This is a genomic window from Streptomyces lycii (genome assembly GCF_009735685.1).
GTDB classification, from domain to species: Bacteria; Actinomycetota; Actinomycetes; order Streptomycetales; family Streptomycetaceae; genus Streptomyces; species Streptomyces lycii.
This window is the reverse complement of record NZ_WHPN01000268.1, coordinates 42,008-59,197: the sequence shown is the minus strand read 5'-3', so window position 1 is coordinate 59,197 and position 17,190 is coordinate 42,008. Positions and strand designations below refer to the sequence as shown.

The following is a 17,190-nucleotide window of genomic DNA, read 5'->3' as shown; positions in this document are numbered from 1 at the left end:
TAGTGGGCTAGCGCCCCTCACGGTAGGTGACTGCCCCTGCCGGCCAGCACGGTAGGTCACTGCCTGTGCCTGCTGGTCTGGTCACGTGCCTGCATGCTGCACTGCATAGCCATACACACCACTGCATAGACGTACTGCATGGTCATGCATCGCTCAATCCATGATCAACTCAAAGGATCATGGCCCAACCCCTTGACATCCGGCCGGCAGGCGGGGGGAGGGGGCCCGATCGCGCATCGTCGCAGGTCGCCACCCGCTTCGCTCTTTTGTCCCTCGTTTGCGCGTGACGGATACTCAGCGTGACGATCTTGAACTCAGCGTAATCATCACGCTCTGTGACTGCATATCCATTCGTGATCTTGCATATCCTTCCAAGATCCTTATGCACTCGATATGCAGCTATCCACCCCGAACTTCGTTCGGCGTCATTAGCGGCTGTCACTGACCGTCACCCCCTCTCCGTCACTCTGCGTGCGCGCCGCTCGGTGATCACTCCCGACGCCGGCCGCCGCTCACTCTCCGCTGTCTCACTCTGCGTGACGCGCGAAGCCCGTTGACCGACCACGCTACCACTCGGTGCCCGAGGGAGGGAACCCCATGGAGCCGCTGAGCGTGTACGACGCCACTGCCGCTGAACTGGACCTGCTCGCTGTCGAGTCGGTGTCCCCCGGCCAGTGCGCCTCTGCCCTTGCCCTCGCCCGCGCCATCGACAGCACCGGCAACGCGACCGCGCTGTCCAACGCTGCCCGCGAGCTGCGCATGATCATGGAGACGCTGCGCGCTGTCGCTCCGGTCCGCGCTCACAACGACCGGCTTGACGAGCTGAACCAGCGGCGAGCCGAAAGGCGCAAGCGTGACCAGTCTGCCTAACGGTGCTCAGCGTCCGCGGATCTTCACGGCTCCCGAGTACGCGTCGACCACCGGGCAGGAAGCGATTGAGCTTGCCGCAGAGGCCGGCCTGATCCTCGACCCCTGGCAGCAACTCGTGCTCACGCAAGGTCTGGGCGAGCGCGCTGACGGCAAGTGGTCCGCCTTCGAGGTCTGCGTGAACGTGCCCCGGCAGAACGGTAAGGGCGCCATCATCGAGGCCCGACAGCTCGCGGGTCTCTTCCTGCTGAACGAACAGTTGATCTTGCACTCGGCTCACGAGTTCAAGACGTCGATCGAGGCATTCCGCCGTGTCGAGTCGCTGATCTCCAACTGCGACATGCTGCGCAAGCGGGTTCACCGCGTCCGCCGTACGACCGGCGAAGAGGCGATAGAACTCCTCACCGGTCAGCGGCTGCGGTTCCTCGCGCGCTCCGGTGGCTCCGGTCGTGGCTTCACGGGTGACTGCAACATCCTCGATGAGGCCATGATCCTCGGCGATGACGCCATGGGCGCGCTGATGCCGACGATGTCCGCTCGCCCGAACCCGCAGCTCTGGTACCTCGGTTCCGCCGGCATCGGTGCGCCGTCCAAGCAGCTCGGCCGGCTCCGCGCTCGCGCTCTCGCTGGTGGTGACGCGGCGCTCGCCTATATGGAGTGGTCAGCGGACACGTGCCGCGACGAGTGCCCTCCGGACTGCGCTGAGCATGACTCACCGGACGACGAAGCCTCATGGGCGAAAGCCAACCCCTCGCTCGGCATCCGCATCAGCGCTGAGCACATCGGACGCGAGCGCCTGTCCATGTCGGACGAGATCTTCGCTACGGAACGGCTCGGCGTAGGCAACTACCCGTCTGACGCTGCCGCCGCCTGGCCGGTGATCAGCGAGGCGGCGTGGAACGCGATCACGGATGACACGGCTGCACCTGCTGCGCCGCTGACGTTCGCTATCGAGGTCACCCCGGAGCGCACACACGCAGCCATCGGAGTTGCCGGACCGTTTGGTGATCGCCGCGCTGTCGAGGTCATCGACCATCGCACGGGCACGTCGTGGGTGCTGAAGCGTGCACTTGAGCTGCAAGAGCGCTGGAAGCCGATCGGTTTCGTCATCGACGCAGGCTCACCGGCTGGCAGCCTCGTTCCCGAATTCGAGAAGGCGGGACTGAACGTCATCACGCCGCGGGTCCGGGACATCGCGCAGGCGTGCGGCATGTTCTTTGACGCGGTAGCAGACCAGTCGATAGCCCATCGCAATCAGGCTCCGCTGCGCACGGCTCTTGCCGCTGCCGACCGCCGTCCGCTGGGCGATGCCTGGGCCTGGGCCCGTCGCGGCACTGGCACTGACATTTCCCCGCTTGTCGCCGTGACGCTCGCCCTGTGGGGCTCTCAGACCTATGTAGAGACGGAGGAACCGGAACCGTGGATCGTATTCCGCTGAACAAGGCGGGCACTGCGGCCGGAGGAGTTCTCTTCTCTCTCGGTCTTGTGCTGGCCTTTGGCCCTGCTGTCGCGCTCATGGCCGGCGGTATCCTGCTGACGCTCTTCTCGCTGTTCGTGGTGAACGCCGGTGGCTAATCTCTGGCGTCAAATTCGCGGCGAACGCGCGATAACGAGCGTTAACGACTTCGCCATGCAGTTCAACGGCAACACCTACACCTTTCCCGAGTCGGTTCAGACGACGATGCCCGGCGAGAAGGTAGAGCGCGCTCCCGCTGATTTCGTGGGATTCGCGAATCTCGCGCGGACCAACGGCGTGGTCGACGCGTGCATGTCGGTCCGTCAGTCCGTATTCAGCGCAACGCGCTTCCAATGGCAGCGGCTGAACAACGGCTCACCGAGCACGATGTTCGGGACTCCCGATCTCGCTGTTCTGGAACGCCCGTGGCCTGGCGGAACCACTCAGGATCTGCTCGCCCGGATGATTCAGGACGCGGACCTGTGCGGCAACTCGTACTGGACGCTCAGCGACGGTGAGCTGATCCGGCTTCGCCCGGACTGGGTTGACATCGTCGTGGAGCCGCGCTTCGTGAATGGCGGCATCGTCGGCTACAAGCTGGCCGGCTACATCTACAGCGAGGGCGGTCGCGGAGGCGGAATCGACCCCGTCCCGCTGCTGGCTCATGAGGTCGCGCATTTCGCGCCCAAGCCCGACCCGCTGGCCACGTTCCGCGGTATGTCGTGGCTCACGCCGACCATTCGCGAGACGCAGAACGACAACCTGATGTCGGGCCACAAGCGGCGCTACCTCGAAAACGCGGCGACACCCAACATGGTCGTCAGCCTGGCGCGCGAGGTCTCGCCGGAGGCATTCGAAAAGTTTGTCTCTCGCATGGACTCTTCGCACAAGGGTACCGAGAACGCCGGCAAAACGCTGTATATCGGCGGCGGTGCTGACGTCACGGTTGTCGGGTCCGATTTCAAGGGTCTGGACTTCAGCGAGGTGCAGGGAGCCGGCGAAACCCGCATCGCTGCTGCCGCTGGTGTCCCGCCGATCATCGTGGGTCTGTCCGAAGGGCTCAAGGCCGCGACGTACAGCAACTACGGACAAGCCCGCAGGCGATTCGCTGACGGCACTATTCACCCGCTGTGGCAGAACGCCGCAGGCACGCTGGAAACCCTGGTCAGGCCGTCCGTGGCGCAGCCCAGCGGCGTACGTCTCTGGTACGACTCGCGGAACGTTCCATTCCTCCGCGAAGACCAGCGCGAGGCGAGCGAGATCCTTCAGAACCGCGCGAGCGCTATCCGGCAGCTCACGGACGCTGGTTTCACCGCGGATTCCGTGGTTCTGGCCATCGAGTCGGACGATCTGTCCTTGCTTCAGCATTCCGGGCTCTTCTCCGTGCAGCTTTTGCCGCCGGACAAGCTTCAGCCTTCCACCGAACCGGAGGATTCCCCCGATGGGTGATTCCCACTACATAGCGCGGGATCTGTGCCGCTCGGTCGACTTCGAGCCCGCTACCGCTGACGACGAGAGTACCGGCCGCAATCTGACCGGCTATGCCGCCGTGTTCGGCGCTGAGACCGAGATCGATTCTTGGGAAGGCCGGTTCACGGAGTTCATTCGCAAGGGCGCGTTCCGCAAGTCCCTTCGCGAGCGCACTCCGGTTATGCAGTTCGACCACGGCCGTCACCCGCTGATTGGCTCCATTCCGATCGGCCGTATCGAGGATGTCCGCGAGGACGACCACGGGCTCTACACCGAGGCGACGCTAAGCGATAACTGGCTTGTCCAGCCGATTCGCGACGCGATTGCTGAGCGCAGCGTGTCCGGAATGTCCTTCCGCTTCGAAGTCGTGCGCGAGCAGTGGTACGACGAGGGCGGCAAGAAGCTGACTCCGCAGCAGGCTTACGAGCGCATGTGGATGTCCGGCCCTGACGCCGAACCGCTGCGCCGTGAGCTGATCGAACTGAAGGTGCGCGAGCTGGGGCCTGTTGTCTTCCCTGCGTACGACCAAACCGAGGTTGGCGTTCGTGCCGCCGGCATGGCGCACAACCTGATCACAACTCCCGACCTTGTCCGCGAAATTCGCCGCTCGCTCGCACAGGACAGCGCGGCCATGGACGAGGTCCCCGAAGACCCGGAGCTTCGGCGCGAAGTTGCAACCGCGCTGCTGCTCCGCAATGCGACTCCCTCCCCTGCTGCTGATGACGCGCCGGTCGATGACCACCCGGATTCCAGCAGCGATGGCGCGCCGGCCGTGAGCCACCCGCCGAACGAGCGCACGCAGAAGCTCCGCGCTCATATCCGCGAAATCACCGCACTCATGGGCGACACCATCGCCGCTCTCGAAGACAAGGAATCCTGATGGATCTCACTCACGGCCAGGCGGTCATCCGTCTGAAGGACATCCGCGCTGCGCTCGAAGACCTTGAGTCGCGCGACGAACTGACCGGCGAGGACGAGCAGTCGTTTGACGAGCTGACTCGCGAGTTCGCCGAGGTCGACCAGCACCGCCGGCAGCTTGAGCGCAAGTCCGCTCTTGAGAAGGTTCGCAGCGCTGTCAAGGCTACCGACCGCGGGCCGTCGAGCCTGCGCGTTGAGCGGGGCGCTCCGTCCGCTGACACCTACGACGCGGACCCGATTCTCAACCCGGACTCTGTTGAGGAGTGCCGTTTCCGCAACCCGTGGGACGTCTCCGAGATCCGGCAGTTCGGCCGGTCCCGTGACGAGCTGGGCGCCGAGTACCGTGCCCGCGCGCTGTCCGCTGTCGAGAAGATGACGGGTGCCAGCGACGGTGTCCGTTCTGCCGCGACCAAGATCATCGAGCGGCACGACGACGCGTCCGGCAGCATCGCCCGTATGGCGCTGGCGACGTCTAGCCCGGAGTACCTGCGCGCCTGGTCCAAGCTGGCGTCTGGTCGCGGCCACATGGTCTCTCCCGACGAGCAGCGTGCCCTTGAGCGCGCCCTGTCGCTGACGGACTCCGCTGGTGGGTACCTGGTGCCTTTCCAGCTTGATCCGACTGTCGTTATCACCAGCGATGGCTCTGCCAACCAGATCCGCCAGGCGGCGCGCAGCGTTGTCGCGTCCGGCGATGTCTGGAATGGCGTCAGCGCGGGCGCTGTGACGTGGAGCTGGGCCGCTGAAGCTGCTCAGGCGACGGACGACAGCCCGACCTTTGCGCAGCCGAGCATCAACATCCACAAGGCCCACGGGTTCGTCCCGATCTCCATCGAGGCGCTTGAGGACGCGGCCAACGTGACTGCCGAGGTCGGCCGTCTGCTGGCGTTCGGCAAGGACAGCCTTGAGGCGAACGCGTTCATCAGCGGTACGGGTACCGGACAGCCGCAGGGCCTGATCACCGCCCTTGACGCTGCGGGTGCCGGCGTGGTCGTGAACAGCACTGCGGCCAACGCCGTTGCTGCTGCGGACGTGTACGCGCTGGACAGTGACCTGCCTGCCCGCTTCCGGGGGAACGCGTCGTTCCTTGCCAACCGGTCCACCTACAACGAGGTTCGCGCACTCGGCGAGGGTGGCGGCTCGGACATGTGGGAGCGGATCGGCAACGGCATGCCCTCCCAGCTTCTGGGCCGTCCGGCCTACGAGGCCGAGGCTATGGCGGTCGGCACCACCACGACCACGGACGGCACCACGGGCCTTGAGGGTCAGCGCAGTGACTCGGTCCTGGTCTTCGGTGACTTCCATCACTACGTGATCGCTGACCGCGTCGGTATGCAGGTCGAGTTCATCAACCACCTGTTCGGCGCTGCGCAGCGTCCAACCGGTCAGCGCGGCTGGTACACGTACTACCGCGTCGGTGCCGGTGTGACCAACGCCGGCGCCTTCCGTCAGCTCAAGGCGTAACGACCCGCTTACGGGGCCTCTGGCGTAACCCCTCCCGCGCTGGGGGCCCCGTTCTCTCTTAGGAGGTTTCAAGTGGAGATCGTTCGCTGTACCAAGTCGTTCCGGTCCGCGGGTGTCGGTGGCAACGAGGGTGGCCTTTATCCGGCTGCTCACCCGCTGGTTAAGCGGTTCCCGAGCATGTTCGAGCCTGTCTCGGCCTATGTCGCTCGCAGGTTCCCTGACTACGTTCCCGCGGAGCCTGATCCCGAGACCAAGCCCGCGTCCAAGCCGGCTGCTCGTCCTCGCCGCACGTCCAGCAAGTAGCCGGGAGGCGCTGATGCCGTTCGACCTGGGCGACACGGTCAGGCTGGCCGCTGAGTGCACGGACCCGGACGGCAATCCGGCGACGGCTTCCGCGGTCGCGCTGACTGTCACGCTCCCTGACGGGACAACCGAGACACCGGCTGTCGCCACCCCCGCCAGTGCCGGGCAGTACGTTCACGATTTCGTGAGCGCAGTCCCGGGCCGGCACCTGGTGCGCTGGGTCTGGTCCGATCCCGCCTGCGCTTACACGGATCAGTTCGACGTTCGCCCGGCTGCTCCACCGCTGATCGTCTCGCTGGCGGATGCCAAGGCGCATCTGAATATCACGAGCACCCGTGAGGATGCCGAGCTGCGCCGGATGATCGAAACGGTTACGTCCGGTGTTGAAGGATTCTGCGGGATCGTTGCTCGCCGCACATTCACGGAAGTCCGGCACCTGTCGTCGCTGGGCGTTCGCTCGGTCGCGCTGCGGCACACTCCTGTGATCAGCGTGGAGACGCCGGTTGACGCGGTTTTCGACCCTGACACGGGTGTGGTAACGGGCGACTACTACGGCCCGACTACGTTCACGTATACCGCGGGCCGCGAGATCGTTCCTTCCGCGCTGACCGATGCCGCGCTGATCATTCTTCAGCACATCTGGCGCACACAGCGAGGCCCCGCCCGCGGAGGTGTCGCCGGCTCGACGGATTACAGCGTCACTGAGCCGGTGCAGGGCTTTGGCTACGCGATCCCCAACCGCGCCTTGCAGCTCATGGAGCCCTTCCGCCTGCCGCCCGGAGTCGCCTGATGTCCCAGATACCCGCCGTGCTGGACGCCTTGTACGGGCGCCTGGCCGCAGCTCCCGCGCTGTCGGAGGTCACGGTCACTGACGGCCCGCTGGTGTCCGACTCGCGCGCCCCTGACTGGGTCCTGGTGGGATTTGACGGTGACGCCGAGGGCGCCTTCGAAGCGGCTACCGCTGATGAGGATTGGTCGAGTCTCGGTCTCGGTCGCAGCGAGCGGATCTCGGTCCCCATCACGCTGATTGCTTCCAGCGGGGATACGGATGTTCGCACCGTGCGGAACCGCGTATTCCAGATGGCTGCCGCCGTTCGCCAGGTGCTCGCCGATGATCCTTCGCTCGGCCTGAACTCTGCTCAGTGCGCGGTGCAGTCCAGCACGCTTCAGCAGCCACAGACGGACCAGGGCGCGACAGCACGGCTCACCCTCTCCCTGCTCTGCGAGATCCCATGATCATTCGCCTCACTCACCCGCGCCTTGAGGGCCGGGTTCTCGAAGTTGACCCCCGCGCTGTAGCTCATTACGAGCGCTCCGGCTGGGTTCTCGAGTCCACCACTCCCCCGGCCAGACGTCGCCGGACACAGAAGGATGATGCCTGATGGCTGCTACGCCCATCACTGCCGCTGTCCGGTATTACCGGCGCGGCACCACCAAGGTCAGTTGGGTCCCCACGATCGCTGACAAGTCCGCCCCCACCCGCGCTGAGCTGGACGCCGGCACTGAGCTGTCCGTGGAAGTCGGCGAGGTAGACGGCTGGCAGGTCACCAGCGAGGTTACCGAGACTCCGTCGCTGGGCTCCCGGTTCACGTCCAAGATCGACGGCCCGATCACCGCCGATGACAGCTCACTGACCATGTACGCCAGCAAGCAGGGCGACGACGTCCGCACGCTGCTCACCCGGGGCACGGACGGCTATGTCGTGTGGATGGATGAAGGCGACGTCGCGGCCAACCTGATGGACGTCTTCCCCGTCCGCGTGCTGAGCCAGGGCAAGATCCGGTCACTCGATGACGCGGCGAAAATTCAGGTGCAGTTCGCCGTCACCAGCGAGCCTGCCGAGAACGTCGCGATCCCGCCGACTGTCTGATGGCCGGGCTCGTACGGATCACGGGTACGGGCCAACTCGTAGAACTACAGCGCAGGCTCAAGGCCGCCGGCGGACCGAGACTCGCGCAGAACTTCTCGCGCCGTGTCCGCCGCGCTGCCGAGCCCACGCACCGGGACATGCGAACCGCGGTCACGTCGCTCCGCATTGCCGGAACCGGGCGCAGGACTACCGGTGGCCCGTCGCACCAGACCCGTCCGCTGCGCGCCACGATCGCGCGCGCCGTCCGCATCAGCGTTCGTGCAGGCAGCAGTCCTGGCGCCCGGATCTGGATTGACCGCGGCTCACTGCCGATTGATCTTGAGTGGATGCCCGACCGCCTGAATGACGGCTCATGGCGGCATCCGGTGTTCGGCAACAAGCACCGATGGGTGTGGCAGTACGCCTCGCCTTCAAATTGGTGGGGCCGGACGGTCACCAAGAACGAACCACGCATGGCCGCAGAAATCGAGCGCGTACTGAACGACGTTCGCAACTCGCTCGAATAGGGAGGGAACCCAAACATGATTCTCGTCTACAAGCCGGAAACCGGCGAAGCCCAGCGCTGGGATCTGGACAACGTCAAGGCCACGTTCGCCGAGGCCAAGGCTGCTGAGGCCGTCGCCAACTTCTCGTGGGTTCGGCTCGGGCAGGAACTCGGCGAAGGCAATCTCGCCGTGCTTCAGGCTGCGCTCTGGATTCTCCGTAAGCGCGAAGAGCCCACGCTGAAGTTCGCCGATCTCGAAGACCTCCCGCTTGGCGCTGTCGCCGTTGAGCACAGCCCTGCGGAAAAGCAGTTCATGCGTGAGCACATTCTCACGGATCCGAGTCTGTCGGAGCCGGAGCGTGCCGCGACGCTGAAGATGCTCGAACTTGAAGACGAGCCGGAGGCTGACGCCCCAAAAGCCGAAACCGCCTAGCAGCGAGGCAGCTCGAATATTTGGGCCTGTTCGCCTACCACCTTGGCATTCGCCCGTGGGAATGGGACCTGATGGCCGCGGACGAAGTGATCGCCCTTATGGGCTTCATCGACCAGCTTGAGAAGCAGCAGTAAGGGGACGTCGTGGCCGATCAGAGAATGACTTTCACCCTGGTCGGTCGCGACAACCTGTCTCGCGCATTCCGCGAAGCCGGCGTGAACGCGAATCGGCTCTCAAAGGATCTGAAGCTTCTCGGCGCGGCATCCGCGGTCAGCACGGCCGTTACCGGCGCTGCCGCTGTCGGATCGCTCGGTGCCGCATTCGGCGCTGCCGCGGTCGCTGTAGGCGTGTTCGGCGCTGCCGTCATCCCGCAGGCGAAAGCCATGGGGGAGGTCAGTCAGGCACAGAAGAAGTACGCAGACGCTGTTGAGGAATCCGGGCGGACCTCCTCGAAAGCCGCGGAAGCTCAGCTCGCCTATTCGCGCGCCGCTGCCAAACTGCCGCCGGCTACGCGCGAAGCGTCCGCCGCGCTGATGGTGCTGAACGACGCCTACCAGGAATGGTCGGACAGCACAGCGGCAGACACCATGCCCGTGCTGACGAAGAGCTTCGCGGTATTCGGCGGGATATTGCCGAAACTGACTCCGCTGGTTCGCGGTACGTCCGCTGAGCTTGACCGGCTGATGACGATCGTCGCCGGCGGGGTTGCGTCGGACGGCTTCGGGAAACTCACCGGGCAGTTCACCGAATTCGCTGTCGGCACGCTGCGCAAGGCCAATGACGCGCTGATCCACTTCGCGCGCACGCTGGGCAGTTTCGACCCGTCCGGCGGCGCGTTCGGCCAGTTCATGCAGATAGCCAGGGAGAACGGTCCGCTTGTCAGTGAGGCGATGCAGAATATCGCCCGTGCGCTGATCAATCTCATGCTTGGCGCCAGCGAGGTGGGGTCCGTCCTGCTGACGGTGGCTAACGCCCTGGCCAAGATCGTTGCGGCTATCCCGCCTGGCGTTCTCGGTACACTGATTCAGCTCTACGCGACGTTTCGCCTGCTGTCCACAGTGGCGGCCGGAGTAGTCGCGCTGGGCGCTGCTGCCCGAACGCTGGGCGTGTCCCTGTTCGGCATGCAGCTCGCTGCCACAGGCGCCGGCGGGGCAATGCTCGGTCTCCGAGCCGCGTTCCTCGCCATGAGCGCCACGGCCAAGGCATCCGTCGTGGTCGCCGGTATTGCGCTGCTGGTCATCGGCCTGACGAAGCTGTCCAACATAGGCCAGGAAGCTCCGCCGAACATCGACCGCATGACCCGCAGCATGGCCAAGCTGGGCGACACCGGCAAGGTCACCGGCGAGGCTGCCCGCGTGCTCGGCAAGGATCTCGGCGCAATGGCCGAGGCGCTGCGCGGGCTGGCCCGACCGAGCAACCTTGAGAAGACTCAGCAGTTCCTCACCTCGCTGATCGGCATGGACTCGACGCCGGTCAAGGAATGGAAGGAACGACTGGACGGCGCGGACAAGGCGCTGTCGAATTTGGTCAAGGGCGGTAACGCCGATCTCGCCGAATCCGCTTTCAAGCGACTCGCTGCCGGAATGCGTGAGCAGGGCCTGACGACAGGTGAGCTTCGCAGCAAGCTTGACGATTACAAGTCGGCCCTTGCTGACCAGGCATTTGAACAGCAGCTCGCCGCGGACGCCATGGGCCTTTTCGGTGACCAGGCGATTGCAACGAAGTCCAAGCTCGATGAGCAGAAGGCATCGGCCGACGGCCTGCGCCAGGCTATTCAGGCGCTGAACGACGTCAACCGCGCTGGGCTCGGTGGCATGATCGGGTTCGAAGCGGCGATCGACAATGCGGCTAAAGCGGCGAAGGAAAACGCTGGCGCGCTGGACATGGTCAACGGCAAGTTGAACCTGAACAGTGAAGGCGCGCGCAACGCGGCTACCGCGCTGAGCGATCTCGGCACCAAGACCGATGAAGCGGCTGCATCTGCTCGCGAATCCGGCGCTTCGTGGGAAACCGTCAACGGCATCTATACCCGAGGCCGTAGCAACCTGGTCAAGTACGCCATGCAGATGGGTCTGACCAAGTCCGAGGCCACGGCTCTTGCCGCTGAAATCCTGAAGGTGCCGGACAAGAACGTCGTGTTCAAGGGAAACCTTGACGACCTCGAAGCCAAGGTTGGCAAGGCGACACGGGATATCAAATCCGTTCCGCCGTCCAAGCTGTCCAAGCTGCTGGGTAACCTCAACGATCTGCGCGTCAAGGTCGAGAACGCCAAGGGTCAGCTCAAGTCGGTTCCGAAATCCAAGCGGTCCGATCTGCTGGCCCGGATTGACGACCTTCAGCGGAAGATCAGCCGGGCGAAAGCGGATATCGCTTCGGTGCACGGCAAGACGGTCACGATTCGCGCGCACTATGTGGTGTCGGGGGCCCATGCGCGAATCGGCAAGTCGGCCGGTTCCTCGCTGAAGTACGCCAGCGGCGGTCTGATCGGCTACGCCACGGGCGGCGGGATCAACGGCGGCGGTGGAATGCTCCGCGGTCCGGGAACGGGCACGTCGGACAGTATCCCGATCTGGGCATCAAACAACGAGTTCATGATCAAGGCCAAGGCTGTTCGGCATTACGGTGCCGATCTCTTCGAGGCGCTGAATGACATGCGACTCCCAGTCGGCACCCGGCCCACGTCTGCTCGTCTGTCCGGTGCTGCGGTAACGGACTCTGCGCCTGCCGGCAGCACGTACAACATCTATCCGCGCAAGTCGGTAATCGACGCTGACGACTTCCGACTGATCCAGCGACAGGAAGACGCCAAGCTGCGAGTTCGGAGGCCGCACTAATGCCGATCGTCATTAAGGGTGGTGGTGGCGGGACCACTCCCCCGCCTACCCAAATTCCCGAGGTCGGCTATGCGTCCATCACGTACTACGACCCGTCCGGCCGCGCCTGGTCGATGACGGACACAAGCGCGGCGCAATTCGCGCTTGCCGAAGGCGTTTCGGGTCTGGGCGCAGCCCCTTACACGCTGACGACAGACCCGCACCCGCGGGGAGGTTCCCGCCTTCGGCATGCGCAGCCCCAGGCGCGGACGATCGTCTGGCCGCTGCTGGTCCGCGGCTCCAATCACACGGAGTTCACGGCCAATTGGCGGGCAATGGCGAAAGCCTTCACGAGGACGCTTCGTGATGGTCCGGGCGTGCTTGAAGTGGCTCGACCTGACGGCACCCGCCGGCGCATCGAGGTCTACTACGCCGAGGGCTTCGACGGTCGCGGACAGCACGCCACGGGCATCACCTGGGACAGCGCGGTGATCACGCTGTGGTGCGAGGACCCGTATTGGGAGGACGTCAACCCGGTCAGCGTGGTCCGTGAGTACGGCGGTGCCGGTGAAGATTTCTTCGTCCCGTACCCATCAGTGTCCAGCGGGCAAGTGCTTGGCGCGACGACGGTTACCAACCCGGGCGACGTCCAAGTCTGGCCCGAGTGGGCGATCACGGGTCCGGCGAGCCTGGTCACGTTCACGAACAGCGACAGCGGCGAATCCTTCGTCCTCGACCCGAACGCGACCGGCGTAGCCCATGGTGCTCTGCTTGCCGGCGAGTCCGTCACCGTGTCAACTGATCCGCCGAGCGTGCGCTACCAGGACGGCAGCAACTGGGTCGCCAGCCTCAACTGGCCGTCTGCGCAGCTCTGGCCGCTGCCGCCTGGCGAGACCCCGGTCACCTTCCAGCTCGACGGCGCGTCCGCGGGCAGCCGGGTCGATCTCGTCTACTACCCGAGGTACGAGACGCCGTGATCTATTTCCTCGTTACAGACGAAGATCTCGTCATTCAGGGTGACCCGCTGACTCACTGGCAGGATCTCGACGTCACGCGCCGCTTCAACGCTCCGGCGTCCGGCAAGGCGACGTTCGTAGCCACGCCCGACGTTATGGCGCAGTTGCAACCCGGCAATCGGCTAGTCGTCGTGCGCGATGGCGAGATCTGGTGCGCCGGTCCACTGGAAGTGGCGCAGGACTACGAATGGTCCGTAGGCCAGGAAGACGGCGTTGGCAAGGTCACCTGCCATTTCACGGATGATCTTGGACGCATTGCCGGATACGTCACTTACCCGGACGACGACCAGATTTTCAATCTCCAGAACGCAGCGGCGGACGACTACTCGTCTATCACGGCATCGGCCGGCGGGAACATCAAGGCGATGGTCAACAACACCTGCGGACCCGCCGCGCTGACCAGCCGCGTGATTCCGAAACTCGTCATGGGCACCGGGACCGGAATCGGCTCCACCTTCCAAGCGCTGACGCGATTTGAGCCGCTGCTTGATTTCGCCCGGCGCACAGCGAGTGAGGACGGACTAGGTTTCCGCACTTCGCAGGTGGACGACACGATCGTGTTCGACGTCTACCAGCCCGCTGACAAGACAGGCACAGCCCGATTCTCGACCGGGCTCGGCAACCTGCGCAGCCTGAAGTACAGCATTACCGCGCCCACCGCGACCGCACTGCTCGGCATGGCCGGCGAGAAGGGCGACCGGGTCTACCGCGAGACGAACAGCGGCCAACATCTCACCTGGTGGCGGATAGAGAAGTTCGCGGAACAGTCGATCACGGACAACACCGTTCAGGTGCCGGACCGCGGTGACGAGTTGGTCCGGATGAATTTCGAACTGCTCGCCGAAGAGCACGCCGAAACCGTCGTGTCCGCGGAGACCATCGATACCCCCAATCTCCGGGCCGGCCGGGATTTCGATCTGGGCGACCTGGTAACTATCGCGCTGCCACACGGCCTCGAAGTGCAGGACACGGTACAGGCGATCACGCTACAGGCCACCCCGGATACCGGAGAGCTGGTGACAACGAGCATCGGCCAGAGCGACGAAGCGACGTCGTCCCAGACAGCACGAGCCATTCGCGAACTCGCCCGCCGGCTGGGCAGATTGGAGGGCCGATAGATGGCTCAGAATTCCTGGCCTTCCCCGGCGCACAACGCGCGGAACGTCACTGATGACGAATACGAGCGCATTGCCTCGCGGTTCTCGGACGACGGGGTTGACGGCGACCCGAGTGACACCGTTGTTACCGCCGGTACGGGCCTGTCGGTCGTTATCCCCGCTGGGCTGTACGGCTCGGTCCGCGGACACGCCTGGGAATCGGGCACGACGGATGTCACGCTGCCGATTTCGGCTAATGCCTCCGGCCTGACCCGCTGGGACTGGGTGTGCCTGCGACTCGACCGCGCCGACTGGACTGTTCGCGCTGCGATCAAGGAAGGCACGCCCGGCGCGAACGTCCCCACGCTACTGCGGCAAGACCTGTCCACGGGCGTATGGGAAATCCCGCTTGCCGCTGTCTACGTGGTCAACGGCGCAACGAGCGTGATCGTCACTCCCTACACGCAGTTCATCGGCACCCGGGTGCGGCCGACAACGTCGTCTGTCCGCCCAGCGCGCCGCGTCGGAGAGATCAACTACGAAACCGATACCGGCCGCTGGGTTGGCTACAACGGCAGCACGACGCAGACCATCAGCGAGGACACCGGCAAGGTCAACCTGGGCACCGGATTCGCGACGTGGGAGCAGTCCGCTGCCTGTTACGGCCGGAAGGTGAACGGCGTCGTCTCGCTCCGCCTGGCGCTGCGCCGTGTCGATTCCACATTCAGCGTGAACGACAGCGACGGCTCTCTCCTCGCCACCGTTCCCGCTGAACTGCGCCCGACGAACGAATGGCAGATGTTTACGGGCCGATTTACCTCCTCGGGCGGCGTATGCCGGGTCGAGGTCCGCAACAACGGCGAGATCTGGGCGCGCTATCCCACGGAGAACGTCACCGTCGGCCGCGTGCTCGAACTCACCATGACCTACATACCGTAAGGGGGCGGATATGGCTCGGCATCTCTTCGGCGGTATCGCCGATTACGTCATTTCCGCCGGCACTGACGACGTCGCAACATTGCAGCCTGGCGTGATCGTCACCTGCTGGAACCAGGCGGTGGGCGGCTCGCAGTTGACCGATCTCACTGAAACCGATGGTGTGACCGTCATCACAGGTGGCGAACTCGTCACGGACAGCACGGGCGCGGTTCCCGAGTTCTACGGTCCGGACGGAATCACCTCGGTCTATCTCGACGCCAACAGCGGGAGCGGACCGCGTCGCCGCACGCTCGCCACGGATATCGGCGATCTCCTCTCCTCCGCTGACGCCGAACTCTCCCAGCACGAAAGCGAGGAGAACCCGCACGGCACCAAGCTGAGTGACCTGTCCGACGTTTACGCGCCGAGTATCGAGGCTTTCACAGCAGCCGCGGGGACGGGCACATTCCGCATCGCCCATCGCGGTTCGGGTGGCGAATATCCGGAGCACACGCTGACCGCGTACGAATCAGCCCTGGCCGCCGGCGCGGAGGCAATCGAGGTCAGCGTGCACAGCACCGCAGACGGTGTCCTCGTGTGTTTCCACGACACCGACATTTCGCGCATGACCGGGCTGACCGGGTCGATCGCCGACTACACGTACGCGCAGCTTCGCGAGGCCATCAAGGTCAACCCGCGGCCCATGCTCGGCGAGAGCTGGCGCGACCAGGACATCCCGCTGCTCGCTGACGTCATGAAGGCGCTCTACGGCAAGTGCGTGATTTTCCTTGAAGCGAAGTCAAATCCGTCCGTCCCGCTGCTGCAAAACTGGCTGCTGCTGAATTACCCGGACGCGGCGCGCAGCGTGGTGTGGAAAGCGTATTTCGAGCACACGTCGATGCAGTGGGCGACGGACAACGGATTCGTGACGTGGGGCTATATCAACGCCGATACGCTCGACGCGGCCATGACGGCGGTTGACGAAGTTATCGACTGGTGGGGAGTTCCGCACACAGCGACGGATGCGAGAATCGCGGAAGTCGTCGCCCGCGGCAAGCCGGTCATCATCTGGGAAGTTCACCGCCATTGCGACGTCGAGCGTTTCGAATCGATGGGCGTGTCCGGACTGATGTGTTCGAACTGGACGTACCTGAACACGCAGCCGTCGCTGCTCGACGCGCACTTCGAAACGGGCATTGCGCCGGTTGGCACCATCGGGCTTGAGCGGTATAACGAAATCTTCGCGCTGAAATTCGACGCCAACGGCCGCGCCTACGTCAACGACGCGCCGAACACTGGCAACCTGCTGGGCGGTCTGCGTGCGCCGGACGCGGGCACCTACACGATCGGCTTCACGCTGACGTTCGATGATCTCGGCTCGGATGTGAACCTTCACGCTGACGTCGCGATCTGCCGCGAGCGGGACGATCCGTGGTCGTTCTTCAACGCGAACAACACGTACAGCGCGTTCACCAGCGCCGGCGGCTATCACTGCCTGGTCAGGCGCAGCGGCGTGATCCAGATCTACAGCCACGTACGCGGATCAACCAGCGGCACGCAGCTCGCGACGATGGACATTGCAGCGGCCACTGCACCCGTTGCCGGCGTCCCGATGACGTTCACGATCGAGGTGGCGCCCGGCGCCATTACGTTCTCGAGGACCGACGTCGCGTACTCCGTCAGCACGACGAACACGACCTACCGCGGGCGCTACTGGCACATCAGCAACGGCAGCATCGTGAACGACGCTGAGCGCCCGTTCTGGTCTGACGTGACGATCACCTACTAAGAGGGGGACTTCATGACACCGAGCGACATCGAGCACCGGTTTGCATTCCACGCGGCCACGACCGACGCACATACGTCCATACGACAGGCGTGCAGGCGGCTGGCGGACCAACTCAACGAGCAGGTACCTGACGGCCGAGAGAAGTCCCTTGCCGTGACCAAGCTCGAAGAGGTCATGTTCTGGGCTAACGCTGCACTTGCTCGGGAGGCATGATGGCCACACCACTCAGCGCAAGCCGGATGGTATCTGCGCTCCGTGCGGAAGGGCTGCGTCCGGTTGAGTACCGGAGCTGGCG

The 17,190-nt window shown here is 64.7% G+C and carries 17 protein-coding genes; all 17 read left to right on the top strand.

What is annotated here, in order from left to right; all coding sequences use genetic code 11:
• Nucleotides 1-597 precede the first annotated feature (597 nt).
• The 17 genes from GCU69_RS13105 (at nt 598) to GCU69_RS34935 (ending at nt 17,108) form a co-directional block, all read left to right on the top strand.
• Nucleotides 598-870, top strand: a complete 273-nt coding sequence (locus GCU69_RS13105; RefSeq protein WP_156206147.1) for a hypothetical protein — start codon at nt 598-600, stop codon at nt 868-870.
• Nucleotides 854-2,305, top strand: a complete 1,452-nt coding sequence (locus GCU69_RS13100) for a terminase large subunit (RefSeq protein ID WP_235978444.1) — start codon at nt 854-856, stop codon at nt 2,303-2,305. Before GCU69_RS13105 ends, GCU69_RS13100 begins: the two co-directional genes overlap by 17 nt.
• On the top strand, nt 2,287-2,442 hold the full coding sequence (locus GCU69_RS13095; RefSeq protein WP_156206146.1) for a hypothetical protein: 156 nt from the start codon (nt 2,287-2,289) through the stop codon (nt 2,440-2,442). The genes GCU69_RS13100 and GCU69_RS13095 overlap by 19 nt, the downstream gene beginning before the upstream one ends.
• Entirely contained in the window at nt 2,435-3,772 is a 1,338-nt protein-coding gene (locus GCU69_RS13090) for a phage portal protein (RefSeq protein WP_156206145.1), read from the top strand. The genes GCU69_RS13095 and GCU69_RS13090 overlap by 8 nt, the downstream gene beginning before the upstream one ends.
• Complete coding sequence (locus tag GCU69_RS13085) at nt 3,765-4,673, top strand: HK97 family phage prohead protease (protein ID WP_156206144.1); 909 nt, start codon at nt 3,765-3,767, stop codon at nt 4,671-4,673. The genes GCU69_RS13090 and GCU69_RS13085 overlap by 8 nt, the downstream gene beginning before the upstream one ends.
• A complete protein-coding gene (locus GCU69_RS13080; RefSeq protein ID WP_156206143.1) occupies nt 4,673-6,172 on the top strand; it encodes a phage major capsid protein in 1,500 nt (499 codons plus the stop codon). The genes GCU69_RS13085 and GCU69_RS13080 overlap by 1 nt, the downstream gene beginning before the upstream one ends.
• Nucleotides 6,173-6,488: 316 nt before the next feature.
• On the top strand, nt 6,489-7,265 hold the full coding sequence (locus GCU69_RS13075; protein ID WP_156206142.1) for a phage head-tail connector protein: 777 nt from the start codon (nt 6,489-6,491) through the stop codon (nt 7,263-7,265).
• Nucleotides 7,265-7,711: a hypothetical protein gene (locus tag GCU69_RS13070; RefSeq protein ID WP_156206141.1), complete on the top strand. Its 447-nt coding sequence runs from the start codon at nt 7,265-7,267 to the stop codon at nt 7,709-7,711. Before GCU69_RS13075 ends, GCU69_RS13070 begins: the two co-directional genes overlap by 1 nt.
• A 145-nt stretch (nt 7,712-7,856) precedes the next feature.
• Entirely contained in the window at nt 7,857-8,345 is a 489-nt protein-coding gene (locus GCU69_RS13065) for a phage tail tube protein (protein ID WP_156206140.1), read from the top strand.
• A gap of 137 nt (nt 8,346-8,482) precedes the next feature.
• Nucleotides 8,483-8,851 (top strand): hypothetical protein, encoded by a 369-nt coding sequence (locus tag GCU69_RS13060; protein ID WP_235978443.1) that lies wholly within the window; start codon nt 8,483-8,485, stop codon nt 8,849-8,851.
• 15 nt (nt 8,852-8,866) lie between these two features.
• Nucleotides 8,867-9,262: a hypothetical protein gene (locus GCU69_RS13055; protein WP_156206138.1), complete on the top strand. Its 396-nt coding sequence runs from the start codon at nt 8,867-8,869 to the stop codon at nt 9,260-9,262.
• Between the two features lie 143 nt (nt 9,263-9,405).
• Entirely contained in the window at nt 9,406-12,096 is a 2,691-nt protein-coding gene (locus GCU69_RS13050; protein WP_156206137.1) for a hypothetical protein, read from the top strand.
• Nucleotides 12,096-13,052 (top strand): phage tail family protein, encoded by a 957-nt coding sequence (locus GCU69_RS13045; protein ID WP_156206136.1) that lies wholly within the window; start codon nt 12,096-12,098, stop codon nt 13,050-13,052. The genes GCU69_RS13050 and GCU69_RS13045 overlap by 1 nt, the downstream gene beginning before the upstream one ends.
• Nucleotides 13,049-14,209: a Gp37-like protein gene (locus GCU69_RS13040; protein WP_156206135.1), complete on the top strand. Its 1,161-nt coding sequence runs from the start codon at nt 13,049-13,051 to the stop codon at nt 14,207-14,209. The genes GCU69_RS13045 and GCU69_RS13040 overlap by 4 nt, the downstream gene beginning before the upstream one ends.
• Nucleotides 14,210-15,127, top strand: coding sequence for a hypothetical protein (locus GCU69_RS13035; RefSeq protein WP_156206134.1), 918 nt, complete (start codon nt 14,210-14,212; stop codon nt 15,125-15,127).
• 10 nt (nt 15,128-15,137) lie between these two features.
• Entirely contained in the window at nt 15,138-16,895 is a 1,758-nt protein-coding gene (locus tag GCU69_RS13030) for a glycerophosphodiester phosphodiesterase (protein WP_156206133.1), read from the top strand.
• 12 nt (nt 16,896-16,907) lie between these two features.
• On the top strand, nt 16,908-17,108 hold the full coding sequence (locus GCU69_RS34935; RefSeq protein WP_456243376.1) for an Acb2/Tad1 domain-containing protein: 201 nt from the start codon (nt 16,908-16,910) through the stop codon (nt 17,106-17,108).
• The last annotated feature ends 82 nt before the right edge of the window (nt 17,109-17,190 follow it).

Excerpts from the sequence above, each read along its gene's own strand:
- GCU69_RS13060 (WP_235978443.1), top strand. The coding sequence starts at position 8,483 with ATGCGAACCGCGGTCACGTCGCTCCGCATTGCCGGAACCGGGCGCAGG.
- GCU69_RS13035 (WP_156206134.1), top strand. The coding sequence starts at position 14,210 with ATGGCTCAGAATTCCTGGCCTTCCCCGGCGCACAACGCGCGGAACGTC.
- GCU69_RS13030 (WP_156206133.1), top strand. The coding sequence starts at position 15,138 with ATGGCTCGGCATCTCTTCGGCGGTATCGCCGATTACGTCATTTCCGCC.
- GCU69_RS13105 (WP_156206147.1), top strand. The coding sequence starts at position 598 with ATGGAGCCGCTGAGCGTGTACGACGCCACTGCCGCTGAACTGGACCTG.
- GCU69_RS13075 (WP_156206142.1), top strand. The coding sequence starts at position 6,489 with ATGCCGTTCGACCTGGGCGACACGGTCAGGCTGGCCGCTGAGTGCACG.
- GCU69_RS13070 (WP_156206141.1), top strand. The coding sequence starts at position 7,265 with ATGTCCCAGATACCCGCCGTGCTGGACGCCTTGTACGGGCGCCTGGCC.
- GCU69_RS13085 (WP_156206144.1), top strand. The coding sequence starts at position 3,765 with ATGGGTGATTCCCACTACATAGCGCGGGATCTGTGCCGCTCGGTCGAC.
- GCU69_RS13065 (WP_156206140.1), top strand. The coding sequence starts at position 7,857 with ATGGCTGCTACGCCCATCACTGCCGCTGTCCGGTATTACCGGCGCGGC.
- GCU69_RS34935 (WP_456243376.1), top strand. The coding sequence starts at position 16,908 with ATGACACCGAGCGACATCGAGCACCGGTTTGCATTCCACGCGGCCACG.
- GCU69_RS13080 (WP_156206143.1), top strand. The coding sequence starts at position 4,673 with ATGGATCTCACTCACGGCCAGGCGGTCATCCGTCTGAAGGACATCCGC.
- GCU69_RS13055 (WP_156206138.1), top strand. The coding sequence starts at position 8,867 with ATGATTCTCGTCTACAAGCCGGAAACCGGCGAAGCCCAGCGCTGGGAT.
- GCU69_RS13045 (WP_156206136.1), top strand. The coding sequence starts at position 12,096 with ATGCCGATCGTCATTAAGGGTGGTGGTGGCGGGACCACTCCCCCGCCT.